Raw genomic sequence first — 21,728 nt, forward strand, 5'->3', positions numbered from 1 at the left:
CCACCCCTGTCAAAAAGGTACGGAGTACTACACATAGCAACAATGATTGCCGGGCGACAGTCCCTTTTACGGGGCCGTCCGGCCCTTCCAGGCGCCGCCCTTGCCGGTGCGGTGCCTGCGGGCCGAGTCGATGGTCATGGCCGCGTACATCAGGGCCACGAGGGGCAGGGTCAGGGCGCGCAGGGGTGCGAGGCCGTAGAAGCGGAGCATGGGGGTGTAGGTGGCGGTCATGATCGTCCAGGCGAGGGCGCCTGTTGCGGCGGTCAGCGCGGCGTTGTCCGTGCCCAGGGCCAGGCCCGTGAGGCCTGCCAGGGTCGCGGCGGGTGGGGCCGCGTACATCAGGAGCAGGGTCAGGACGGTGCCCGCCAGCAGGGCCGGTGAGTAGCGGAGCTGGTGGTAGGCGCTGCGGGCGACCATCGCCCACAGGCCGGAGAAGTTCGGGTAGGGGCGGCGGCTGACGACGTCGCGGCTCAGGTCCAGGCGGCATCGTCCGCCGTTGCGCTTGATGAGGCGTCCGAGTGCGACGTCGTCGATGAGCGCGCCCTTGATCGCGGTGAGGCCGCCCGCGTGCGCGAGGGCGGTGCGGCGGACGAGCATGCAGCCGCCCGCCGCGGCGGCGGTGCGCGTCCCGTCGCGGGTGACGCGGCGGAACGGGTAGAGCTGCGCGAAAAAGTACACGAAGGCGGGGACGAGCAGGCGCTCCCAGCCGGTGCGGGTGCTCAGGGTCGCCATCTGCGACACGAGAGTGCGTTCTTCGGACGTGGCGGCGCGGACGAGGTTCGTCACGGTTCCGGGCGCGTAGGCGATGTCGGCGTCGGTGAAGAGGAGGAATTCCGGTTCGCCCGCCGCGCGGACGCCTTCCGACATCGCCCATACCTTCCCCGCCCAGCCATCGGGACGGTTCCGCGCGCCAACGATGCGGAAATTGGGACGCTCGCCTGCTAGGCGCTTCGCTGTTTCGGCGGTGCCGTCGCTGCTCCCGTCGTCGACCAGGATCACGCGGAAATCGCCTGGATAGTGCTGTTCCAGCAGGGTCGGCAGGGTGTCCGGGAGCACGGCCGCCTCGTCCCGGGCCGGGACGACGGCAACCACGTCCGGCCAACCGGGCGGGTCCGTGCCCGGCGGGAGCGGCGGGCCGGCCTTCCAGAAACCGCCGTGGCCGAAGGCCAGGTACAGCCAGCCCACCAGCGCGGCCATTGCCAGAACGCCGAGGACCACCACGCCGGGCAGCCTCGCACCGGAGCGTGGCGCCCGTCCAATAGGCGCGGCATGGCGTGGCGGGCGCGCCCGGCGCGGGAGAATCGGTCCATGAGCACCGAGCCGGACCTCAAGGAGGTTCTCTGGAAGGCCGCCGACAAGCTGCGGGGATCCGTTGACGCGGCGCATTACCGGGATTTCGTGCTGGGACTCGTGTTCCTCAAATATGTGTCCGACTCGTCAGGCGAGAGCGGCTTCCGGGTCCCGCGCGGGGCGCGGTGGGCGGACCTCGCCGCGCAGACCCGTTCGGGGACGATCGGTACCGCGATCGACGCGGCCATGGACGCGGTCATGTGCGCCGATCCCATGCTCGCGGGCGTCCTTCCGAAGCATTTCGGGCGGGACGGGGTCGACCAGCGCCGCCTCGGCGAGCTGGTCGATCTGATCGGCGACGTGCGATTCAGCGGGCACGGCGGGAAGTCGGCACGCGACGTGCTCGGTGAAGTTTATGAGTACTTTCTAGAGAAATTCGCTCGGGCGGAGGGGAAGCGCGGCGGGGAATTCTACACGCCCTCCAGCGTGGTGAAGGTCCTGGTCGAGATCCTGGAGCCGTTCAAAGGACGCGTTTACGACCCGTGCTGCGGGTCGGGCGGAATGTTCGTGCAGGCGGAGAAGTTCGTCCGGAGCCATCGGGGACGGCTGGACGACATCGCCGTCCACGGTCAGGAGGCGAACGAGCGGACATGGCGCCTGGCGAAGATGAACCTGGCCGTGCACGGCATCTCCGGCGACCTTTCCGCGCGATGGGGCGACACCTTCTACGAGGACGCGCACCCGGAACTCCAGGCCGATTACGTGCTCGCCAATCCGCCGTTCAACATGTCGGACTGGTACCGGGACACCGCCGATCCGCGCTGGCGCTTCGGGGTCCCGCCCGCGACGAACGCCAATTTCGCGTGGATACAGCACATCGTCGCCAAGCTGGGCCCGCGGGGCACCGCGGGCGTGGTGATGGCGAACGGGTCGATGTCGTCCAGGCAGTCGGCCGAACTCGGCATCCGCGCCGCGATGGTGGAGGCGGGCCTGGTGTCGTGCATCGTCGCGTTGCCGGGACGGCTTTTCCGGAGCACGCCCATTCCGGCGTGCCTCTGGTTCCTCGACAAACGCGAGGACACGCGGAACCAGGTGTTGTTCATCGACGCGCGCGCCATGGGCACGATGATCGACCGCACCGAACGCGTCTTCACCGACGCCGATATTGCCAGCATCGCCGGCACTTACCGCTCATGGCGGGACGGCGCCTACGCCGATGTACCGGGCTTCTGCTACGCGGCCGGGCTGGACGAGATCCGCTCCCGTGACCACGTCCTCAGCCCAGGACGCTATGTCGGGACCGCGAAGGCGGCCACGGGCGACGAGCCCATCACCGACAAGGTCGAGCGCCTCACCAAAGAGTTGTTCGCGCAGTTCGAGGAGTCGGCTCGGCTCGACCAGGTCGTCCGGACGGAGCTGGGGCGGCTGGGCGGGCTCCCGGATGCGTGACGGGCAGGCAACGCTCGGCGAGATCGTCGCGTTCTCGAACGGAAAGTCACACGCCGGCGGGAACGGCACGGCCTACCGGACCTACGGCGCCAATGGCGTCATCGGCGCGTCCGGCCATTTCAACGCCCAAGCCCACGCGAGCATTGTCGGACGCGTCGGCTCCTACTGCGGCGCCGTCCATTACAGCCGGGAGCCCTGCTGGGTCACCGACAACGCCATCATCGCCACGGCGAAGAACGGCGTGAACCCCCGCTACATTTACTACCTGCTGAAAAGGCTCGACCTGAACCGGTTCCGGATCGGCTCGGGCCAGCCGCTGCTCACGCAGGCCATTCTGAGCCGGCTCACCGTGACTCGGATGACCCGCGCGGAGCAGGATTCGGCGGCGGCCGTCCTCGCCGCCCTCGACGACAAGATCGCCACCAACGAGCGCATCGCGGGACTGGCCGACGAACTCGTCCGCGCCCGCTATGAGGAATTCGCAGCCACGGCCACGGCCTCGGCCAGGATCGACCGGCTGGGGTCACTGGTGCGGTCGAACACCCCAGCGGGGCGGATCGGCCGGGACGAGCATTACGTCGCGCTCGAACACATGCCGAAACGCCACATGTGGCTCACGTCGTGGACGGACTCCTCCAACGTGATCAGCGCGAAGCGACGATTCGACCCCGGCGACGTCCTGTTCGGACGACTCCGCCCCCATTTCCACAAGGTCGGCCTCGCCTTTGTCGGCGGCGTCGCGTCGACGGACATCCTCGTCGTCCGTCCGAACCAGCGGATCCATCGGGGCTGGCTGCTCGCAGCACTGTCGAGCGACGAGGTCGTGGCACACGCATCCGCCGTCGGCGACGGCACCCGCATGCCGCGCGCCGGGTGGCCTGACCTCGCGGCCTACGAGGTTCCGTGGCCGGGCGACGACCGCGTGCGCGCCTTCAACCAGCTCACCACCTCCCTGGCCCAACGCGTCGGCGCCGCCACCATCGAGAACAGAACCCTCGCGGCCCTCCGCGACACGCTCCTCCCCGCCCTGATTCCCACACCAACCGCCTGACCAGCGACGGCGCACACCAGCTGCCATCGACCCAGGTTTCGGTCCACCGATTTAGAGAATCACCCCTCGCCAAATCGGGACACATCCCTTCATTGCACCACCCTTCACCCAAAAGATCGCAGGTCGACTGATCATCTTGCGGTTCTGTTGACCGATTTTGACTAAAACCAATACGCTTTGATGAACCCCGCCCCCACCCGTTGCCTCTACGGAGAAACATCGTGACGTCCAATGGCACCGAGCCCGACGAGTTCATCTCGAAGCTGGAAGGGCGAGCCGGGGAAAGAATCAGGAAGTATCGGCAGCTCAGAGCGGACATTGCCGATCTCGAATGCACGGTGACATCCGATGACGAGACCGTGAAGGTGACGGTGCTGCCGAGCGGCGCCGTCAAGAACATCGAGCTCTCGGCCCGCGCGGTGCGCAGGAGCAGCGGAGAGCTCGAGCACCTGCTGATGGAGACCATCCGGCAGGCCGCCGCAAAGGCGGCACTGCAGCTCGCCGAACGAGTGCAGGACACCGTCGGCGACGAGTTCGATGTGGTCGGCATGGTCAATGCACGGCTCCCGGAGATTTCGCTCGACGGGGACGCTGCTGGACCGGAGCGCAGCCGGTGACGGAATTCGGGGTCGACAAGAACGCGCTTCGCAACGCCGCCAAGCGGATGGACGCCCTCTCCGACGCCGCGTCGAGCATTCGGGCCGCCGCCCATCAGGCCGACGTGGACGACCGCCTCTGGGGCCTGCTCGGCCACGCCGTCGGGCTGCCCGGGAAGTACCAGGAACTGTCCGAGTCCGTCTACCTCTCCTTGGACTCGATCGCCGAGTTCCTAGGGAAGAGCAGCCAGGCACTCGACAAGTCCGCAGAGCACTACGACGCCGCTGACCAGGCCATCATCAAGCATCTGTCCAAGGTCGCCAAGGACCTTGACGCGATCGAGAACGGGTGACGGATCCGTGTCCGAGAACACCCCCTTCTCTGGCGGACCCGTCAAGTTCGACCCCGGCAAGGACATCCCTCTAGCCGAGCCCGCCATCAAGATCGGCAGCTCCATAACCGAGGGGCAATGGAACGACGTCACCGGATCCCTGACCGAGTTGGGCATCCACGGTGTCGCCATTGGGATCGACCCGCTGGGTTGGCTGATCGGTGCGGGGCTCGGGTTCCTGGTCGACGTCGTCCAGCCGCTGGAGGACGCCCTCGGGCTCGTTACCGGCAACGGCGAACGGCTGGGCGCCGACGCCGACAAATGGGCCGAAGCCGGACAGGACCTCGCCAAGCTGGCGACTGAGATCCAGAAGGCCACCGACGCCGAACTGGCCCAGTGGTCGGGGACCGCGGGCGCGGCGGCCCATAAACGGCTCACCGAGTTCGCCCAGGGCGTCAATCAGGTCGCCGGAGAGGTCACGAACCTCAAGCGGTTTTTCGATGTCAGCAAATCGCTCATGGACGTGGCCCAAGGCGTTGTGTTGGGCATCATCGCTCAGTTCGTGGAATGGCTCATCATCACCTGGCTGACAGCCCAGGCCGCGGCTCCCGCCACACTGGGCGCGTCGGAGGCCGCGGCCGTCGGCGCCACCGCGGCGGAAAGCGCCGTCGCCGTCAGCAGGGTGACACGCTTCATCAACCAGGTTCGACAGATCATGCAGCGCCTCATCCAGTTGCTTCGCCGCGTACAGCAGGCCATCGGCAAGGCTGGAGCTAGCTTCGCCCGCTCAACTCCTGGCAGAAAGATGATCACAAAAGGCAGCGATGCGATAAAGCATGTGCCCGGCACCAGTTACCCGCTGAGCGCAGGGAGAATCGGGGGAATCGCCGGCGCGAGCGCTCAGGACGGGACATTCAAGAACGCCGGTTGGGCCATCGATCAGGGAATCGGGATGGCCGGCGACGATTCAGAAGAGCAGAGTTCCGGTGGAAAGAGTCTCAGCGAACTCCTTAATCCTGAGACGCCGATCGATGGGAAGCCATGACAGTCGAAGCAAAATCGTTCCGCCGGATCAGGCCGTACAGACTCGGACAGCGGCAAGGCGCGGTCGTGCTTCGACTCACCAGCAGTGGCCAGGACACCGCTTTCCCCGGCTGCTCCATCGACGGAGAGACCGTTCCTGGCGGCTGGGGAAACTGGTACTACCGGACGGAAGTCGCCCCCCACCGGATAACACTGAACTCCACCCCACCGGTAAACATCGACGTCGACCTAAAAAGAGGTTCACTCTCCGACCTCACTGTCGAATACTATGACCTCGGACCAGTCCCATACGCCGTTCAGCTCACTCGTCAGCCACGTCGACTCATTTACCTCAACTTCCTGTCGTTTCTCTATATGATCGGCATTATCATACCGCCTGTCCTGCTGGCGGGTGGCCTGATCTTACTGGGAAGGGCAATCCGATGAATGCGATCTCCGTCGCCACTCAGCCAGGGTATGGTGCACTGGAACTGGACACCACACGGTCCATTCTGATCGGTCTCGTGAGCAAACAACCCGGGAACGTGATCGACAATCGAGAGCCCCGCGCGACCATCGACGGAGAGATGGTTCCCTGTGGCTGGGGGGTTTGGCACTACCCACTGCTCCCCGGGCAGTATGAGCTCACCATGCAGTCGAAGGGTTCCGAGGCTCTCCAGGCCAGCCTGGGTGACCTGGGCGACTCCGTGACCGTGAAACTGGAAATCCGGGAGGGCGAGGTGACCCGGCTGGATTACGCCGCCTCACCGAGCGTCTCCGTACGCCCCAATCTGGGACCGCCTCCGCAGCAGGTACCGGGTCGCAGAGGACCACTTCGGTTCGCGGCGTACGTCATGGGGGCCTTGATGACCTTCGAAATCATCGCCTTCATTGTGGGCGTATTCAAAAACTCCGGCTAGGACATGCGCTGGTGGGCGTGAGGTTCACGCCCACCAGCGGAGCAGGGACCGCAGCGAGATCCGGTCCCTGACCCGGTTGTGCGTCTTGTTCTTGTGCAGGCTTAATCCCGAACCGAGTCGTGATCATCGGGCCGTACGCGCGGTCACTGGAGTTCGTCTTCCAGTGCGTGGCGGATCAAGGACGGAAGGTGACCGTTCGCAGCGTGTGGCAAGGCTCTTGCATGCGTGCAAGAGGCGGTGACTGGCGCGGGTGCGGTACGTCAGAGTGTGTGTTGTTTCACTCCCACGTCCACTGAACGCTTTTCATCCAGGGCGACCGGGGCCGACCACGGCTTCCGCGCACCGGATGAGAAAAGTTCACTTCCTCCAGGCCGAAGAACACATGTTCGCATACAGCCCGACACGGAGACGTGAAGCCAACGCCGCCATGAACGCATCTGACGCGTGGACAGGGACGCCGGTTCTGGTCCCGGCGCCCGCCCCTTCGCTGGAGCTCGGAATCCCATCCGCCTGGAACAACGGCAAATCCTGCGGGCGGCTGATCGGCGAGATCGATCTCGCCGCGACCCCGGCCGCCGTGCGGCTCGCGAGATCCTATGTCCGGGAACTCGTGGGGCAGCATTTCGGCGCCAACCGGTCCGAGCTCGGCGACCTGGAACTCCTCACCAGCGAGGCCATGACCAATTCGGTGCTGCACGCGAGGCCGCGCCCGGACGGGACGATCACGCTGTCCGTCATGCATCTCGACCGGTACGTCCGTGTCGAGGTGACCGACGGCGGCGCCGCGCCCGGCCAGCCGCGTGCGCCCAAGGAACCCCTGCCGGTGCACGGGCGGGGGCTCCTTCTCATGAAGGCGCTCGCCACCGATTTCGGCACCCACCGGAGCAAGAACGGGGCGACGTTCTGGTTCGGGGTGGGCGTCCGGGAAGGGTGGCGACTGCCGTGATGCTGGGGCCGACGCCGAGCCTGACCGAACGGTCAGCGCCCGGCCCGCGGGAGGACGAGGCGGACGCCCGCGGGCCGCTGCTCAACGCGTCGGCCCCCGGCGTCGCCCACCGCTACAGGACCCGTGCGCGCGACGTTCGTGCGCGCGACATCCGTCCGAACACGATCCGTCCGAGCGAGAGCCGTTCGGTCGACACATTCTCCGGCGGCGAAGGCACCTACGCCGCCGGCCGGGAACTCGCCGAAAGGGCGCTGCGCAGGTGCGCCAGCGCGGGCCGGCTTGTCCAGGCGTACAGGGGCATCCTGGACATCGCCGCCGCGCCGCACGCCCAGCACACCGGGCCGCGGCGGTTCCCGGACCCTGGTTGCGGGCTCCCCGCGCCCGCACACCACGGCCACCTCTCTGACCTCGGCGGCGACGCCGCGCGGGCGGAGTGACCGCCCGCCATGCTCACCGCCCTCGATGACAGAACGAACACAACCGCGATCACCTCGCCCGGTATGCCCGGCGCTTCGGTACGATCAAAGTGCCAACAAGTGCCACATCTAGGGCGAGCGATGACCGCCGACGGCGAGCCGAAGTCACTCTCCGAGATCACCAAGGACATGGGCCTCAACATGTCCGACGTCGCGGCCTTCTCCGGGCTCGACGAGAGCACCGTGTTCCGGCTGTGGGACAACGTCGAATGGCTCGACCGGGTCAGCGGACGGTCCCTGCAGAGCCTCATGGCCTCCATCCCGGGAATCGCCGAGTACTCGATGTCGCATGCCGTCCACAGAAGGCGCGACATCCTCATCGGGGACCTGGAAGACGTCGGGCTCTCCGTCGACCTGAACGCCCTGGAGAACGCGCCCGTCCCGCAGCAGCACCTGCTGAACGCGCTTGAGGCGGCGCTGTGCATCGTCCGTGGGGAGTCGACCCAGAAGACGTCGTCCTTCATCGCCCGCTTCTGGGGAAGCGAGCCGGACCGCGCCCTCGAACTCGTCTTCTCCGACGAGCCCGGCCGGGGCATCCTGCAGGACCCGAAGATCCTCTGCGATTCCTCGGTCGAGCTGGCTCCCCGGCTGAACCGCAAGAACTACTCGTTCCATTCGATCCTGGCGGTCAACGTCATCGCGCATCAGGTCAGCAAGGTGACCGACGCGATCGAGGCCGATCTCGGCTTCGACGTGCCCGCCCGGCAGACGGCGTTCACGACGCGCGGCGTCATCATGGGCTTCCTGATCAACTCCGACGACGTCGAGCTGGCGGAGCGGTACCGCAGGGAGCTGGAGACGACGCCCGTGTACGCGGCGCTGGAGGAATGGGCGTTCCCGACCTACGCCCGGGACAGCCGGCTGAGCAGCGACTTCACCCTGCCGAGCTCCCTGTCGCTGCGCAATACGGCCACCGAGGTGTTACGCGAGATCGCCGTGTACAACGACGCCTATTTCTACTACCTGGTGTCGACGTACATACCGCTCGCGCTGAAACGCGACCCCGCGTTCGGGGGGAAGATCGTCGAACTGATCCAGGCACTGGAACTGCGCGGAGTCGACTGCCGGGACAGAAGGATCAGACAGACGTGCAACGCGCTGGTTCGGAAGCTCAAGGGCACAATCTGAACCAGCTTTTGGAGAATGGGGAGCCGGTGGAGGACACGGCGCAGGCCATCGCGAATCTGACGCAGGAACGATGGGAGGCCAACGCGGAGTACTGGGTCAAGGTCATCAGGGAGCGCCGCGACCGGTACCGGACGGAGCTGACCGACGCCGCCGTCCTCGACGCCATCGGGCCCGCCGGGGGCCTGCGCGTCCTGGACGCGGGCTGCGGCGAGGGATACCTCTCCCGCACGCTGGCCGCCGCCGGCGCGGACGTCGACGGCATCGACGCCTGCCAGAGCCTGGTGGACGCGGCGGCCTCGTACCCGTCGCCGGAGGGCACGGCCAGGTTCACCTACGCCAGCGTCGACGACCTGCCCTTCGAGGACGGGACGTTCGACCTGGTCGTGTGCAACCACCTGTTCAGCCACCTGCCGGACCCGACCGACGCGCTCCGCGAGATCGGCCGGGTGCTGAAGAGCGGCGGGCGGCTGATCCTGCTGACTCTGCACCCCTGCTTCTACGTGGAGCATTCCGAGCGCGGCGCGACGGCCAGCATCCCGGCGGAGGAGTACTTCGCGTCCCGGGGGATCGACCAGCGGTTCCTGGTGGACGGGCTCGAATCGCCGTCGATGGTGACATCGTGGCTCCGGCCGCTGGAGTTCTATGCTGGAACGCTCCGAGACTCCGGATTCGTCATCGCCGACCTGCGCGAGCCGCATCCGACGGAAGAGCAGATGCGCGAGGACCCGTGGTGGCGCCGTGGCTTCCCGACGGCGATCTTCCTCCTCCTGATCGCGGAGTCCCGCTAGCCACCGGAGCGGGCCGCCGCGCGTAGAGTCGGCCGCATGGACGATGTGCCACCGGACCTGGCCGGGCATCCGGACAGGCTCCGGTGGAACGCCAAATACGGGGACGCTCCGGCGCTGACGGCCGTCCATCCGCTGGCGGAGCGGGCGCTGGCGCTCGGGCTGCCCGCGGGCGGCGTGCTCGATCTGGCGTCCGGGCCGTCCGGCAGCGCACTGCACGCCGCCGGGTCCGGGCGGGCCGTCACGGCCGTGGACGTCTCGGAGATCGCGCTGGACCGGCTCGGCGCCGAGGCGTCGCGCCAAGGGCTCGGCTCGCTGATCACGCTCGTCCAGGCGGATCTGGGCGCCTGGCAGCCCGATACGTCCGGATATGCACTGGTGCTGTGCACCGGCTTCTGGGACCGCTCCGTGTTCGGCCGCGCGGTTCAGGCCGTCCTCGACGGCGGTGCGCTCGCCTGGGAGGCGTTCACCGAGGACGCCCGCCGCGACCGGCCGCACCTGCCCGCCGAATGGTGCCTGGCCGCCGGAGAGCCCGCCTCACTTCTCCCCCGCGGCTTCACCGTCCTCCACCAGGAAGACGTCCCGGGCGCGGGCAAGCGCCGCTTCCTCGCCCGCAGGGCGGGCTAGTCGAGGTCCACGACGACGGGAGCGTGGTCGGACGGGCCCTTCCCCTTCCGCGCCTCCCGGTCGACGTAGGCGGAGCGGACACGCCCGGCGACGTCGTCGCTCGCATAGAAAAGGTCGATCCGCATCCCCATGTTCTTGTGGAACATGCCGGCCCGGTAATCCCAGTAGGTATAAGGGTGCGGGCCCTTCATGGGGGTCGGGATCACGTCGTGGAGGCCCAGGGCCTGGAGGTCGGTGAGCGCCTGGCGTTCGGACGGGGTGACGTGCGTGGAGCCGATGAACACGGACGGGTCCCACACGTCCTCGTCCGTGGGGGCGACGTTGTAGTCGCCGCACGCGACGAGGGGCGTCCCGGCGGCCAGTTCGGTGGCGAGCGCCTCGCGGAGCGCCGCGAACCATTCGAGCTTGTAGGCGTAGTGCGCCGACTCGGGCGTGCGGCCGTTGGGCGCGTACAGCGACCAGACCCGGACACCGCCGCACGTGGCGCCGACCGCGCGGGCCTCCGGCTCCCGCCGCAGGACGGGCTCGGTCAGCGTGATCTGGACGCCGTCGGCCTCGGGCTCGCCCTCGTACGACGGTGCGCCGGGGAAGCCGTTCGAGACGTCCTCGATGCCGATCCTGGAGAGGATGGCCACGCCGTTCCACCGGCCGTCGCCGTGCGCGGCGGTGGCGTAGCCGAGTTCCTCGACCTCGGCGGACGGGAACTGGTCCGCGCGGCATTTGGTCTCCTGGAGGCAGACGACGTCCGGCGCGGTCTCCTCCAGCCAGGCGAGGAGGCGGGGCAGGCGGGCCTTGACGGAGTTGACGTTCCACGTCGCGAGGCGCATCACCCCAGCCTGCCACCCCGCGGCGGCACGCGGGGTGGCGGCGTCGCGGCGCACGGGTTTGAGCGTCACGGCGCACGGGCTTGAGCGTCACGGCGCACGGGCTTGAGCGTCGTGGCGCGCGGGCTTGAGCGGCGCGGGCTGAGCGGTATCCTGGCGGTCCCCCCTGCCATAGGCGCACGGCCCTACGGGGGCCGGGTGACCGGAAGATTGCGAGTCGGCCCCGTCCCTGTCACGCGGCGCCCATCCACGCCGTATGACCGGTACATTGCGGGTCGGCCCGTCGCGGTCGCTCGGCGCCACGCGAGGCCGCGTGACCGATAGGTTGCGGGTTGGCCCGTCCCCGTCACCGGGGGCCGCACAGCGGCCCGTGTGACCGGTAGGTTGCGGGTCGGCCTACTTTGCACGGTTTTCACGCTGTGCTTAGACCGACCCTGGAAGGGTGGTCTTTTCCGTGATGTCGTCGAGCCCGGAGCGAGTGAGGAATCATGTCCGAGGATGACAAGCCCGGGGGCAAGCCGGCGATCAAGGCGAAGGCGAAGATCCCGAACGCCAAGAACATCCGGAGCCCGGAGTTCACCCCGCACGGCATCAGCGCCGGGCGCGGCAGCGGGCTCAACCGGCCCTCCGCGCCGTCCGCGCTGACCGCCAAGCAGGCGCGCAAGCGGCGGATGATGATGATCGCGGGGCTGGTGGTGGTCGCGGTGGCGATCTCCGGCGGTGTCGTCTGGTGGGTGAACCGGCCCGGGCCCGAGATCAAGGTGTCCGGGAAGTTCGCGTCCGAGCCGAAGGTGGACATCCCCACCAATCTCGCGCCGGAAGGCAAGCGCACGGTGGCGACCGTCCCGATCCGCGGTACCGGTCCCAAGATCGCCGACGGTGACACGCTGTACGTCCAGTACGCCTTCTACCAGTGGTCCAAGGACAAGGACGAAGAGGACAGCTCCAAGAAGAGCACGAACAAGCAGCTCGGGTCGTCCTACAAGCAGGAGGCGCAGGGCCAGCAGACGCGGCCGCTCGTCGTCGGCAAGAGCGGCATCAAGGGCTTCGACAAGGGCATGATCGGCCAGACGGCCGGCAGCCGGGTCATCCTGCGGATCCCGCCGAAGGACGGCTTCGGCAAGGACGGCGAGCAGCTCGGGCTCAGCGGCACCGACTGGGTCGTCTTCGTCGTGGACGTCCAGGCCGTCGTGCCGAAGAACCCCGCCCCGCAGGGGACGAAGAAGGAACTCGCCGACAAGGCGCTGCCGAAGGTCGAGGACCAGGGGGCCGGCAAGGCGCCCAAGGTCACGATCCCCAAGGGCGAGGACGCGCCGGACAAGCTCCAGATCAAGACGCTCGTCGAGGGCACCGGCCCGGCGCTCGCCAAGGGCGACGAGGCGGTCGTCAACTACCAGGGCAAGATCTGGAAGACCGGCAAGGAGTTCGACTCCACCTGGGGCCAGGGCGGCGCGCCGGCCAAGTTCCCGATCGGCACCGGCGGCACCGTCCCGGGCTTCGACAAGGGCCTCACCGGCGCGAAGATCGGCAGCCGGGTGCTGCTGGTCCTGCCGCCGGCGGAGGGCTACGGCAAGAAGGGCAGCCCGCCGAACATCAAGGGCGACGACACCCTGGTGTTCGTGGTGGACATCATCGCCAAGATCCACAAGTGACGTCGCGCGGCTCTGCCGCGCTGTGAGAGGGGCGGGGACCCGGCCGGGTCCCCGCCCTTCGGCGTTTCCGGGGAAAAGTTCATGATGCGGCATGCGCCACGACAACCAGGGCGGCGCATTACCCGTCCTCCTATTGGGAACACGGGACTGTGCATTGGGCGGCCCATCCCATCGATCCCCTCAGGTATCGTCGGTAACGCATTATTCACGGGGGGCTTGTGAGCAACGGCAGAAAGGGCCCGGAGGGCAAGGAGCGCACCGGGCCGAGCGACGCGGATCCGGTCGACACCGAGGTCGCGCCACCGGTCGGCGAGGACGGTCCCACGACCGCCACGCCGGCCGAACACACCGGAGAAACCGCCCAAGACTCCGAATTCGCCCGCAGAGACGACATATCTCAGAACGGCGACAAGAGCGACGGCGCCGCCGTCCCGGCGACGGACGGGGCGGAATCCCCGCGCGCCGAAAACACCGACGACACCGATGAGACGGTGACCGGCACGGTCGCCGGAACCGAGCCCGCGGCGGGGGCCGCGGGTGTCGGAGAGCCCGGGAACGGTGATACCAAGACCATGCCCGCCGCCGCGTCGTCCAAGCAGGGAGGACCGCCCGAGCGCGGGCCTGGCCCGGGAGCCGGCGGTGCCGGCAGGGGTCGCAACGGCGGCAAGGGGCCGCGCGAGCCGCGCAGCCGGCGGTCGCGCTACCTGCGGCGGGCCCTGTTCGTCCTGCTCGGGTTGATCGGGTTCTTCATCGCCGCGTTCGGCATCGCCTACGTGCTCACGCCGGTGCCGTCGCCGCAGGAGGAGGCGATCGCGCAGGGCCCGACGTTCTACTACTCCGACGGCAAGACGCAGATCGCGAAGACCGGCGTCAACCGCGACGCGGTCAAGCTCGACCGGATCCCGAAGAGCACCCGCGACGCGGTGATCGCCGCGGAGAACCGCAGCTTCTACGACGACCCCGGCGTGTCCGTGTCGGGCACGACGCGGGCCCTGTGGTCCACGGTGAGCGGCCGGCAGCTCCAGGGCGGGTCGACGATCACGCAGCAGATGGTCCGGAACTACTACGGCGGCATCGGCAAGGAGGTCTCCGTCACCCGCAAGCTCAAGGAGGTGATGGTGTCGCTGAAGGTCGGCCGGGAGAAGTCCAAGGACTGGATCCTCGAGCAGTACCTCAACACCATCTACTTCGGCCGCGACGCGTACGGGGTGCAGGCCGCCGCCAGGGCCTACTACGGCAAGGACGTCTCGCAGCTGACCCCCGCCGAGGGCGCCTACCTCGCCGCCGCGATCCAGCAGCCCAGCAACTTCGCCGACCCGAGCGGGGCGCAGCGCGCCTCCGCCGAGCAGCGCTGGCGTTCCGTCGTCGACAACATGGTGCGGGACGGGGCGGTGCAGCCCGCCGAGGCGGTGTCGATGAAGTTCCCGGTGCCGCGGAAGGCGCACATCACCGACGTCCTCAAGGGCCAGCGGGGCTACATGGTCAACGTGGCCAAGAAGGAGCTCACCGAGCGCCGCGGCTACAGCGAGGACGAGATCAACCGCAGCGGGCTGAAGATCACCACGACGTTCGACAAGCGGCTGATGGACGCGATGCGCCGGTCGGTGAACCAGAACGTCCCCGACGGGATGAACAAGAAGATCCGGACGGGCGCCGTGTCGGTCGACCCGCGCACCGGGCAGGTCCTCGCGTTCTACGGCGGCCGCGGCTACCTGGAGGAGGCGCTGAGCAGCTCCTTCGGCGACTGGGCGCAGGCCGGGTCCGGGTTCAAGCCGATCGCGCTGGCCGCCGCGCTGGAGGACGGCAAGTCCCTCAACACCACCTACGACGGGAGTTCCCCGCAGTACTTCGGCGGCGCCTCCATCGAGAACAACGAGAACGAGAGCTTCGGGTCGGTGAACCTCGTCACCGCCACGCAGCGCTCCGTCAACACCGCGTACGTGAACCTCGCCAAGGACATCGGCAACAAGAAGATCGTTGAGATGGCCGAGAAGATGGGCATCCCCGAGGAGCAGATGAAGCCGGAGCAGCGCACCGCCGCGACGCTCCCGCTCGGGATCGTGTCGCTGCATCCCGTCCAGCAGGCGGGCGTGTACGCGACGTTCGCGTCCGAGGGCGTGCACCGGACGCCGTTCGTGGTGAAGTCCGTCACCGACAACGAGGACCACGAGCGCACCTTCACCGAGAAGGGCGAGCGGGCGCTCAGCCAGCAGAACGCGCGGGACGCCACGTACGCCATGCAGCAGGTCGTCCGCGGCGGCACCGGGACGGCCGCGCAGCTGCCCGACGGCCGCGACGTCGCAGGCAAGACCGGCACCACCGACGAGGGCCGCGCGATCTGGTTCAACGGCTTCATCCCGCAGATGGCGACGTCCGTGGCGATGTTCCGCAGCGACGGCAAACCGCTGGACATCCCCGGGTACGGCGCGTACGGCGGGCAGCTGCCCGCGCAGATGTGGCGGACGTACATGAGCGACGCCGTGAACATCAAGGGCTACGAGCATGAGTCGTTCGGGGAGCCGTCGAGCCGTCCGGGCGGCGGCTGGACCGGCCCGCCGGACGGCCTCGGCCCCGGCCGCACGGAGCCGCCGGACACCGGCGAGCCGTCCGAGCCGCCGCCCGACGACCTGCCGAGCATCCCGGCTCCGCCCACCGACCTGCCGACCATCTTCCCGCCCGACCCCGACGACCCGGGCGACGGCAACCCCGACGACCCCGATGATCCAGGTGGCGGGGGCGGAGGCGGCGGAGGCCGCCCCGGCGGCATCGGCTGACCTCCCGCCGGGCCACCGGGCGCGCTCGGTGGCCTCGGTGGCCTCGGTGGCCTCGGTGGCCTCCCGCCGGGTCGGCTTGCAGGTCCCTACTTACATGCCTTGCCGATGCTGGCAGGGGTCTGGCCCATGACGGCGTCGAGCTGGGCGACGTCGCCGGTGCCGACGGCCGGGGCGGCGGCGCGGAGCTTGGCCGCCTCGGCGTTGAGCGCCTTCTTCAGGTCGTCGTCGCCGGTCTTCTTCGCCAGCGCGTCGAGGCGTCCGGCGAGCGTCTCCGTCGCCTGCCGCCACTGCGCGGGCTCGGCCGCCGGGATGCTCCGCACCTGGGTGATGTACTGCTGGAACGCCTTCTTGGTGTCGGCGCACACCTGGGCGGTGTCGCTGCCGCCCAGCGACCCGCACCCGCCCAGCAGGCCGGACACGGCGAGCGCCGCCACGCCCGCGGCCAGCGTCCGAACCGCCCTGTCCGCCCCGTATCCCATCGCATCCTCCCGGTTGATCCCCGTCCGGCCCCGCATATAATTGCGCATGAGGTCATGAGCGCCAGCGCAAAGCCCCGGCTTGCTGGCCGGCAACCCTTCGTCCGCGATGGGGTGCCCCGGGTGAAGACCTGGCCGGACGCGACGATCGCGTCCCGGCAAGCGCGGATCCCGGCGGATTTCCGGGGTCCCCGACCCGGAAGGTTCCGGCATGCCGACGCTGCTCACCCGCTCGACGCTCCCCGTCCCGCCCGCCCGCTCCGCTTTCACGCCTGCTGTGACGCCCGCCGAGGGGGCCGGGGTTCAGGTTCTTCCGGCGGGTCCGCGCGTCATCGGCGCGGACGTCCCGGTGCCGGTGCGGGACGGGCGCCACGTCCCGTACGCGAACCTCGACTACGCCGCCAGCGCGCCCTGTCTGGAGGCGGTGCACGAGGCGGTCACCCGTGCGCTGCCGTACTACAGCAGCGTGCACCGCGGGGCGGGCTACGCGTCGCAGGTCACGACCGGGGCGTACGAGGAGGCGCGGGAGACCGTCCGCTCGTTCGTGGGGGCCTGGCGGCGTTCGGCGGTGGTGTTCACCCGCAACACCACCGACGCGATGAACCTGCTCGCGCACGCCGTCCCCGCCGGGACGAGCGTCGTCGTCTTCGAGACCGAGCATCACGCGAGCCTGCTGCCGTGGCGGCGGGCCGTGCGGCTGCCCGCGCCCGCCACCCCGGCCGAGGCGATCTCCGCCGCCGACCGGGCGCTGCGCGAGTCCCCCGTCGGGGCGCGGCTGCTGGTCGTCACCGCCGCGTCCAACGTCACCGGCGAGCTGTGGCCGATCGAGGAGCTCGCGCAGGTCGCCCGCCGCAACGGCGCCCGCATCGCGGTGGACGCCGCGCAGCTCGTCCCGCACCGGCCGATCGACATGACGGCGCTGGGGCTCGACTACGTCGCATTCTCCGGGCACAAGCTGTACGCGCCGTTCGGCGCGGGCGTGCTCGCCGGGCGCGCCGACTGGCTCCGCGCCGCCGGCCCCTACCTGAAGGGCGGCGGCGCCAGCGCGTCCGTCGGGCGGACGACCCGGTGGGCGGCGTCCGCCGAGCAGCGGCACGAGGCCGGGTCCCCGAACGTGCTGGGCGTCATCGCGCTCGCCGCCGCCTGCGAAACCCTGTCGGACGCCTGGGACTCGCTCGCCGCACGCGAGGAGGCGCTGGTGAAGCGGCTGCGGTCGGGGCTGGCGGCACTGCCGTCCGTCCGCGAGCTGAACCTGTGGGGCGACCGGGCGCCGCGGGTCGGGATCGTGTCGTTCGTCGTGGACGGCTGGAACGCGCGGGACGTGGCGCTTACCCTGTCCGAGGAATACGGCATCGGCGTCCGGGACGGAAAGTTCTGCGCCCACCCCTTCGTCGGTCACCTGCTGGGCCGAGACGACGGGGACTGCACGGCGGGCCGGGACACCGCCGTCCGCGCCAGCCTCGGCATCGGGACGAGCGAGGAGCACATCGACCGCCTCCTCACCGCCCTCGCCGAGCTGGCGGCCCGCTGAGCCGGCGGCCCGCCGGGTGCGGGCACCCGCCGGGCGGCGGTTCGCTGAACTGCGCAAACTCCGGCGCTGCCGAGTGATGATGCTCTTTGGTCCTGTTCGCCCATGTAGCGTAGGCAGTCGCGCGGGGACGAGCACGGAGGAAACAGGGGGTGGCGACCGTGGCCGACGCGTGGCGACCCACGTCGGATCTCGAACACCGGCTGCAGGAGACCGTACGAGCCGGAGACCAGGAGAGTTACTTCCGGATCCTCGCGGAGAGCGAGCTCGTCGTCCCCGTCCCGCCGGACGTGGTGGACGGCGTCCTCGCCAACGAGACGCAGCCGTCCTGGCCGACGCAGGAGGAGGACGGCCGGGTCCACGTGCTCGTCTACACCTCGGCGTCGGCGATGCGCACCTGCCTCGGCCCGTCCTACCAGCACTTCATGACGCTCAGGTTCGGCGAGATCGCCGAGTCGTGGCCGGACGACCGCTGGTGGCTCGCCGTCGACGTCCCGGCCCAGGGCGTTCCGGCCGTCCTGCCCATCGAGGCGCGGCTGCCGGCCTGGTTCGTCCGCCAGGTCGCCGGGGGCGACGGGCGCCCGCCGCAGGTCGGCCGCGCGTCCGCGCCCTGGGAGGAGCTCCACGACCAGCATCGCGGCCTACCCCGCGAATCGGCCCAAGCAGCGTCCCCTGAGCCGGCCCGCGAACCGGCCCGCGAACCGGCCCGGGAAGCGGAGCCGGGTCTGGCCGCCGAGTCGGCCGTCGAGTCGTCCCGGCAGGAGTTCCAGCCCGCCAACGACGTTGAACGCGATCTGCTCCGCGCCGCGGCCACCAACGACCACGATCTCTTCCTGCAGACCCTGGCCGCCACGGACGTGCTGCTCCCCGTCCCGGACGACACCGACTACACGCTGCGTCCGGGCCGTCCCGGCTTCCCCTGGCAGACGCGGGAGGTGGACGGCTCCACCGTGGTGCCCGTCTTCACGTCCCCGGAACGGCTCATCGAGGCCGCCCACGCCGCCGGGACCGGCACCGAGTACATCAAGCTGCCGTTCACCGTCGCGCTGCGCTACTGGCCGAACCACGAGTGGCTGCTCGCCATCAACTCCGGCTCCCCCGCCGGCGGCACCATCCTCGCCCAGCAGCTGCCCGGCCTCGCGACCTGGGCCGACCAGCGCGCCGCGCAGCGCATGACCGACGGCTTCGACCCGCAGAACGACATCGAGCAGCGCCTCTTCGACGCCGCCCGCCGCCGCGACACCGACACCTTCTTCTCGATCCTGCTGAACGCGCAGGTCCTCGTGTCCGCCGATCCCGAAACCCCGTGGGGCATCGACCCCGGTGACCCCGGGTTCCCGTGGCGGCCCGTGCCCGTCCACGGGCGCACGTCCATCCAGATCTTCACGTCGCTGAAGTGGATGAACGAGGCCATCGGCTCGTCCAGGTTCGTCATGCCGAGCCTCGCCGACATGGTCGCCGCCTGGCCGGACACCGGGTGGACGCTCGTCCTCAACCCCGGCACCCCCATCGACGCGACCATGCCCGGCGACCAGGTCCGTTCGCTGCGCGGGCCGGACACCGCGGCGACGCCTCCGTCCGCGGCCACGCCCCCGCCGCCGGAGACGCCGGCCGTGCCCGTCGCGCCGCCCGTCCCCGCCGTCTCCGCCGAGCCCGAAGCACCGGCCGCGCAAAGCCCTGGCGAGGGCTTCGCCGCCGATCCGGTGCCGGATCGTCCGCGCGGCCGGCACGCCGGACCGCCCGAAGCCATTGACGAGGCCTCGCAGCCCAGCGCCCCTGTCCCGCCGCCTGCGGCCCCTCAACCTGCTGAAACCGTGCTGAGCGCGCCGGATCCGCAGAGCGCGGGCGCCGTCGCCGGGCCGGGCGGAGCGGTGGAAGGCCACGCGGCCCCGTCCGAGATCGCGGACACGAACGAGGCGACGGGCAGGCACGCCGTCGCCCCGGCGCCGCCGCCGGTCGATCCCGGAGATGTGCACGCTTCTCCGGAACCGTCGACCGGGGACGGCGACGGTCGCCCCCTGCCGGACGTCCAGGAAACACCGGAAGCCGCGCAGCATCCGGAGCCGACGGCGGAGGCGGTCGCGGAACATGCGGAAGCGGCCGGCGTCCCGAACCTTCCCGGCGAGGAGGACGCCCCCGGGCCCGAGGAGACGGTGCCGGGTGGACGGCCGTTGCGGGCCGTTCCCGAACCCGAGCCCGAGTTCGAGGCCGGGAACCGGATCGACCAGGAGCTGTTCGAGGCGGCGGCCACCGGCGACTCCGACGCGTTCCTGCGGGTGCTGCTGAACGCGAACGTGCTGGTCCCGATCCCGGCGGACGCGCCGCTGGAGGTCACGCCGGTGCAGCGCGAGTTCCGGTGGGACGCGGCGCTGCGCACCGAGGCGGCGGTGCAGGTGTTCACCTCGCTGGTGCGCCTTCGCGAGGTGCTGCCGGAGTCGCGGTTCGTGTACGCCGACTTCCGGGAGCTGATCGGCGCGTGGCCGCAGGACGGGTGGGCGATGCTGCTCAACCCGGGCACGCGCATCGGCGCGTCGCTGCGCGGCGACCAGGTGCGGGAGCTGAGCGAGTGGGCGGCGCGGGTCGGGCTCGTCCCGGCGCGGCCCGAGGTGCCGCCCGTCCGGCAGACCGCGCCCCGGCCGCGCCCCGAACCGGAACCACTGCCCGAACCAGAGGCACTGCCCGAACCGGAACCGCAGGCCGCCCACCTGGAACAGCAGACCGAACCGGCACCGCGGCCCGAGCCCGCGTCGCGGCCCGAGCCCGTGTCGCGGCCCGAGCCCGTGTCGCGGCCGGAGCCGGTGTCGCGGCCGGAGCCGGTGTCGCGACCCGAGCTGGAGCCGCGGCCCGAGCCGATGCCTGTGCCCGATCTCGACGATCGCGGTGCGGCGCCGTCCATCATGCAGAAGGTCGTGCCGCACGGGCATGTCGCCTGGTACCTGGAGCAGGGCTACGACCGGGTGGGCGGCTTCGTCCACCTGACGAGCGACGTGGGCGAACTGCAGGCTCCCGTCCAGCTGTACGAGGCGCTGGGTCTCCTGTACGAGGGGTCGCCGTTCTCCCCCGCCGACGAAGGCGTGTACGTCATCCGGTGGCCCGCCTACTGTCCCGCCCTGTACCGCATCCCGTTCGGCGGGCGGGACGAGGAAGAGCTGTCCGCGTGGGGCGACGCCGGATGGGTCATCGAACGTCCGCCGTTCACGGGCGGCGGCTTCGCGCCCGGCAGCGCCGGTTCGATCCGCGAATACAAGGTGGACAGCGTCCGGCTCCCGTTCGGGGCGGAAATGTACTACCTCGCCGGCGACCGCTCCGAGCGGTTCGTGGCCATGTACGACCCCGACCGGCTCGCCTGGCTCCGGCCCGACGCGAGCGCCGACGCGGCGGGCGGACGGGACGCGTCCGGCGGGCGGACGGAGGCCGCGCAGTGATCAGGGACGGATACGTCGCACGCTGGCTCGGCCGCGACTTCGAGGCGGCGCCCGGCGCGGACGGCGAGGTCAGGCTGTACGCGCCCGCCCCGACGGACGGGTTCGAGGAGCTGCGTCCCGGCCGGTACCGCCGCGTCGTCCCGGCGTCCGAGATCGAGGACCTCCGCTACGTCCGGACGACGTGCCGTTGGCGCGGTGAACGCTTCGTCGTTGTGGGCGAACACGAAACCTGGCTGCGGGTCGAATATTCAGGGGGACGGGCCCCGGTCGCCGAAAGTCTCGGGCTGGACCGCATCGACCTGGGAATCTGGCAGACCTGGGCCCCCAGATCGGAAGTTGAAGACGTTCGTGAAGAGTTCACATGATTTCGGATGGGGTTGATTTGCGGCATAGTTCCGTGTTCGCTTGTGTCCCGAGGCGATCCCT

General features: G+C 69.8%; 20 protein-coding genes and 1 riboswitch. Of the genes, 17 read left to right on the top strand and 3 right to left on the bottom strand.

Features of this window, described 5'->3' with window-relative positions:
- Positions 1 to 66: 66 nt before the first annotated feature.
- The gene (locus tag ACH34S_RS00095) at positions 67 to 1,221 is read right to left on the bottom strand and encodes a glycosyltransferase (RefSeq protein WP_395950253.1); all 1,155 of its coding nucleotides are present in this window, start codon (positions 1,219 to 1,221) and stop codon (positions 67 to 69) included.
- A gap of 87 nt (positions 1,222 to 1,308) precedes the next feature.
- On the opposite strand from ACH34S_RS00095, the gene ACH34S_RS00100 reads away from it, so the two are divergent.
- The 12 genes from ACH34S_RS00100 to ACH34S_RS00155 all read left to right on the top strand — a co-directional run bounded on the left by ACH34S_RS00100 (position 1,309) and on the right by ACH34S_RS00155 (position 10,623).
- Complete coding sequence (locus tag ACH34S_RS00100; RefSeq protein ID WP_395950254.1) at positions 1,309 to 2,739, top strand: N-6 DNA methylase; 1,431 nt, start codon at positions 1,309 to 1,311, stop codon at positions 2,737 to 2,739.
- Entirely contained in the window at positions 2,732 to 3,790 is a 1,059-nt protein-coding gene (locus tag ACH34S_RS00105) for a restriction endonuclease subunit S (RefSeq protein ID WP_395950255.1), read from the top strand. The genes ACH34S_RS00100 and ACH34S_RS00105 overlap by 8 nt, the downstream gene beginning before the upstream one ends.
- 221 nt (positions 3,791 to 4,011) lie before the next feature.
- Entirely contained in the window at positions 4,012 to 4,407 is a 396-nt protein-coding gene (locus tag ACH34S_RS00110; RefSeq protein ID WP_395950256.1) for a YbaB/EbfC family nucleoid-associated protein, read from the top strand.
- Positions 4,404 to 4,739: a hypothetical protein gene (locus tag ACH34S_RS00115; RefSeq protein ID WP_395950257.1), complete on the top strand. Its 336-nt coding sequence runs from the start codon at positions 4,404 to 4,406 to the stop codon at positions 4,737 to 4,739. The genes ACH34S_RS00110 and ACH34S_RS00115 overlap by 4 nt, the downstream gene beginning before the upstream one ends.
- A 7-nt stretch (positions 4,740 to 4,746) precedes the next feature.
- Entirely contained in the window at positions 4,747 to 5,763 is a 1,017-nt protein-coding gene (locus ACH34S_RS00120) for a hypothetical protein (RefSeq protein ID WP_395950258.1), read from the top strand.
- Positions 5,760 to 6,188 carry a hypothetical protein gene (locus ACH34S_RS00125; RefSeq protein WP_395950259.1) on the top strand — a complete coding sequence of 143 codons (429 nt, stop codon included), beginning with the start codon at positions 5,760 to 5,762 and terminating at the stop codon, positions 6,186 to 6,188. The genes ACH34S_RS00120 and ACH34S_RS00125 overlap by 4 nt, the downstream gene beginning before the upstream one ends.
- Positions 6,185 to 6,661, top strand: a complete 477-nt coding sequence (locus ACH34S_RS00130; protein ID WP_395950260.1) for a hypothetical protein — start codon at positions 6,185 to 6,187, stop codon at positions 6,659 to 6,661. Before ACH34S_RS00125 ends, ACH34S_RS00130 begins: the two co-directional genes overlap by 4 nt.
- Positions 6,662 to 7,088: 427 nt before the next feature.
- A complete protein-coding gene (locus ACH34S_RS00135; protein ID WP_395950261.1) occupies positions 7,089 to 7,607 on the top strand; it encodes an ATP-binding protein in 519 nt (172 codons plus the stop codon).
- A complete protein-coding gene (locus ACH34S_RS00140; RefSeq protein ID WP_395951404.1) occupies positions 7,607 to 8,044 on the top strand; it encodes an SAM-dependent methyltransferase in 438 nt (145 codons plus the stop codon). Before ACH34S_RS00135 ends, ACH34S_RS00140 begins: the two co-directional genes overlap by 1 nt.
- Before the next feature lie 120 nt (positions 8,045 to 8,164).
- Complete coding sequence (locus tag ACH34S_RS00145) at positions 8,165 to 9,211, top strand: hypothetical protein (RefSeq protein WP_395950262.1); 1,047 nt, start codon at positions 8,165 to 8,167, stop codon at positions 9,209 to 9,211.
- Between the two features lie 26 nt (positions 9,212 to 9,237).
- Positions 9,238 to 9,999, top strand: coding sequence for a class I SAM-dependent methyltransferase (locus ACH34S_RS00150; protein WP_395950263.1), 762 nt, complete (start codon positions 9,238 to 9,240; stop codon positions 9,997 to 9,999).
- Positions 10,000 to 10,035: 36 nt separating this feature from the next.
- Entirely contained in the window at positions 10,036 to 10,623 is a 588-nt protein-coding gene (locus ACH34S_RS00155; protein WP_395950264.1) for an SAM-dependent methyltransferase, read from the top strand.
- On the opposite strand, the gene ACH34S_RS00160 is transcribed toward ACH34S_RS00155, so the two are convergent.
- A complete protein-coding gene (locus ACH34S_RS00160) occupies positions 10,620 to 11,519 on the bottom strand; it encodes an exodeoxyribonuclease III (RefSeq protein WP_395950265.1) in 900 nt (299 codons plus the stop codon). The genes ACH34S_RS00155 and ACH34S_RS00160 overlap by 4 nt on opposite strands.
- A 416-nt stretch (positions 11,520 to 11,935) precedes the next feature.
- Between ACH34S_RS00160 and ACH34S_RS00165 the strand changes: the two genes are divergently transcribed.
- On the top strand, positions 11,936 to 13,099 hold the full coding sequence (locus tag ACH34S_RS00165; RefSeq protein ID WP_395950266.1) for an FKBP-type peptidyl-prolyl cis-trans isomerase: 1,164 nt from the start codon (positions 11,936 to 11,938) through the stop codon (positions 13,097 to 13,099).
- A 218-nt stretch (positions 13,100 to 13,317) separates the two neighbouring features.
- Positions 13,318 to 15,873, top strand: coding sequence for a transglycosylase domain-containing protein (locus ACH34S_RS00170; protein ID WP_395950267.1), 2,556 nt, complete (start codon positions 13,318 to 13,320; stop codon positions 15,871 to 15,873).
- Between the two features lie 86 nt (positions 15,874 to 15,959).
- On the opposite strand, the gene ACH34S_RS00175 is transcribed toward ACH34S_RS00170, so the two are convergent.
- Positions 15,960 to 16,352 carry a hypothetical protein gene (locus ACH34S_RS00175; RefSeq protein ID WP_395950268.1) on the bottom strand — a complete coding sequence of 131 codons (393 nt, stop codon included), beginning with the start codon at positions 16,350 to 16,352 and terminating at the stop codon, positions 15,960 to 15,962.
- Positions 16,353 to 16,402: 50 nt separating this feature from the next.
- Positions 16,403 to 16,520, top strand: a riboswitch (SAM riboswitch).
- A gap of 40 nt (positions 16,521 to 16,560) precedes the next feature.
- On the opposite strand from ACH34S_RS00175, the gene ACH34S_RS00180 reads away from it, so the two are divergent.
- The 3 genes from ACH34S_RS00180 to ACH34S_RS00190 all read left to right on the top strand — a co-directional run bounded on the left by ACH34S_RS00180 (position 16,561) and on the right by ACH34S_RS00190 (position 21,667).
- Positions 16,561 to 17,880, top strand: a complete 1,320-nt coding sequence (locus ACH34S_RS00180) for an aminotransferase class V-fold PLP-dependent enzyme (RefSeq protein WP_395950269.1) — start codon at positions 16,561 to 16,563, stop codon at positions 17,878 to 17,880.
- A 149-nt stretch (positions 17,881 to 18,029) separates the two neighbouring features.
- Positions 18,030 to 21,302, top strand: a complete 3,273-nt coding sequence (locus tag ACH34S_RS00185; RefSeq protein WP_395950270.1) for an SseB family protein — start codon at positions 18,030 to 18,032, stop codon at positions 21,300 to 21,302.
- Entirely contained in the window at positions 21,299 to 21,667 is a 369-nt protein-coding gene (locus tag ACH34S_RS00190) for a hypothetical protein (RefSeq protein ID WP_395950271.1), read from the top strand. The genes ACH34S_RS00185 and ACH34S_RS00190 overlap by 4 nt, the downstream gene beginning before the upstream one ends.
- Positions 21,668 to 21,728: the final 61 nt, after the last annotated feature.

The organism is Actinomadura sp. 3N508 (assembly GCF_044326375.1).
Taxonomy (GTDB): Bacteria; Actinomycetota; Actinomycetes; order Streptosporangiales; family Streptosporangiaceae; genus Spirillospora.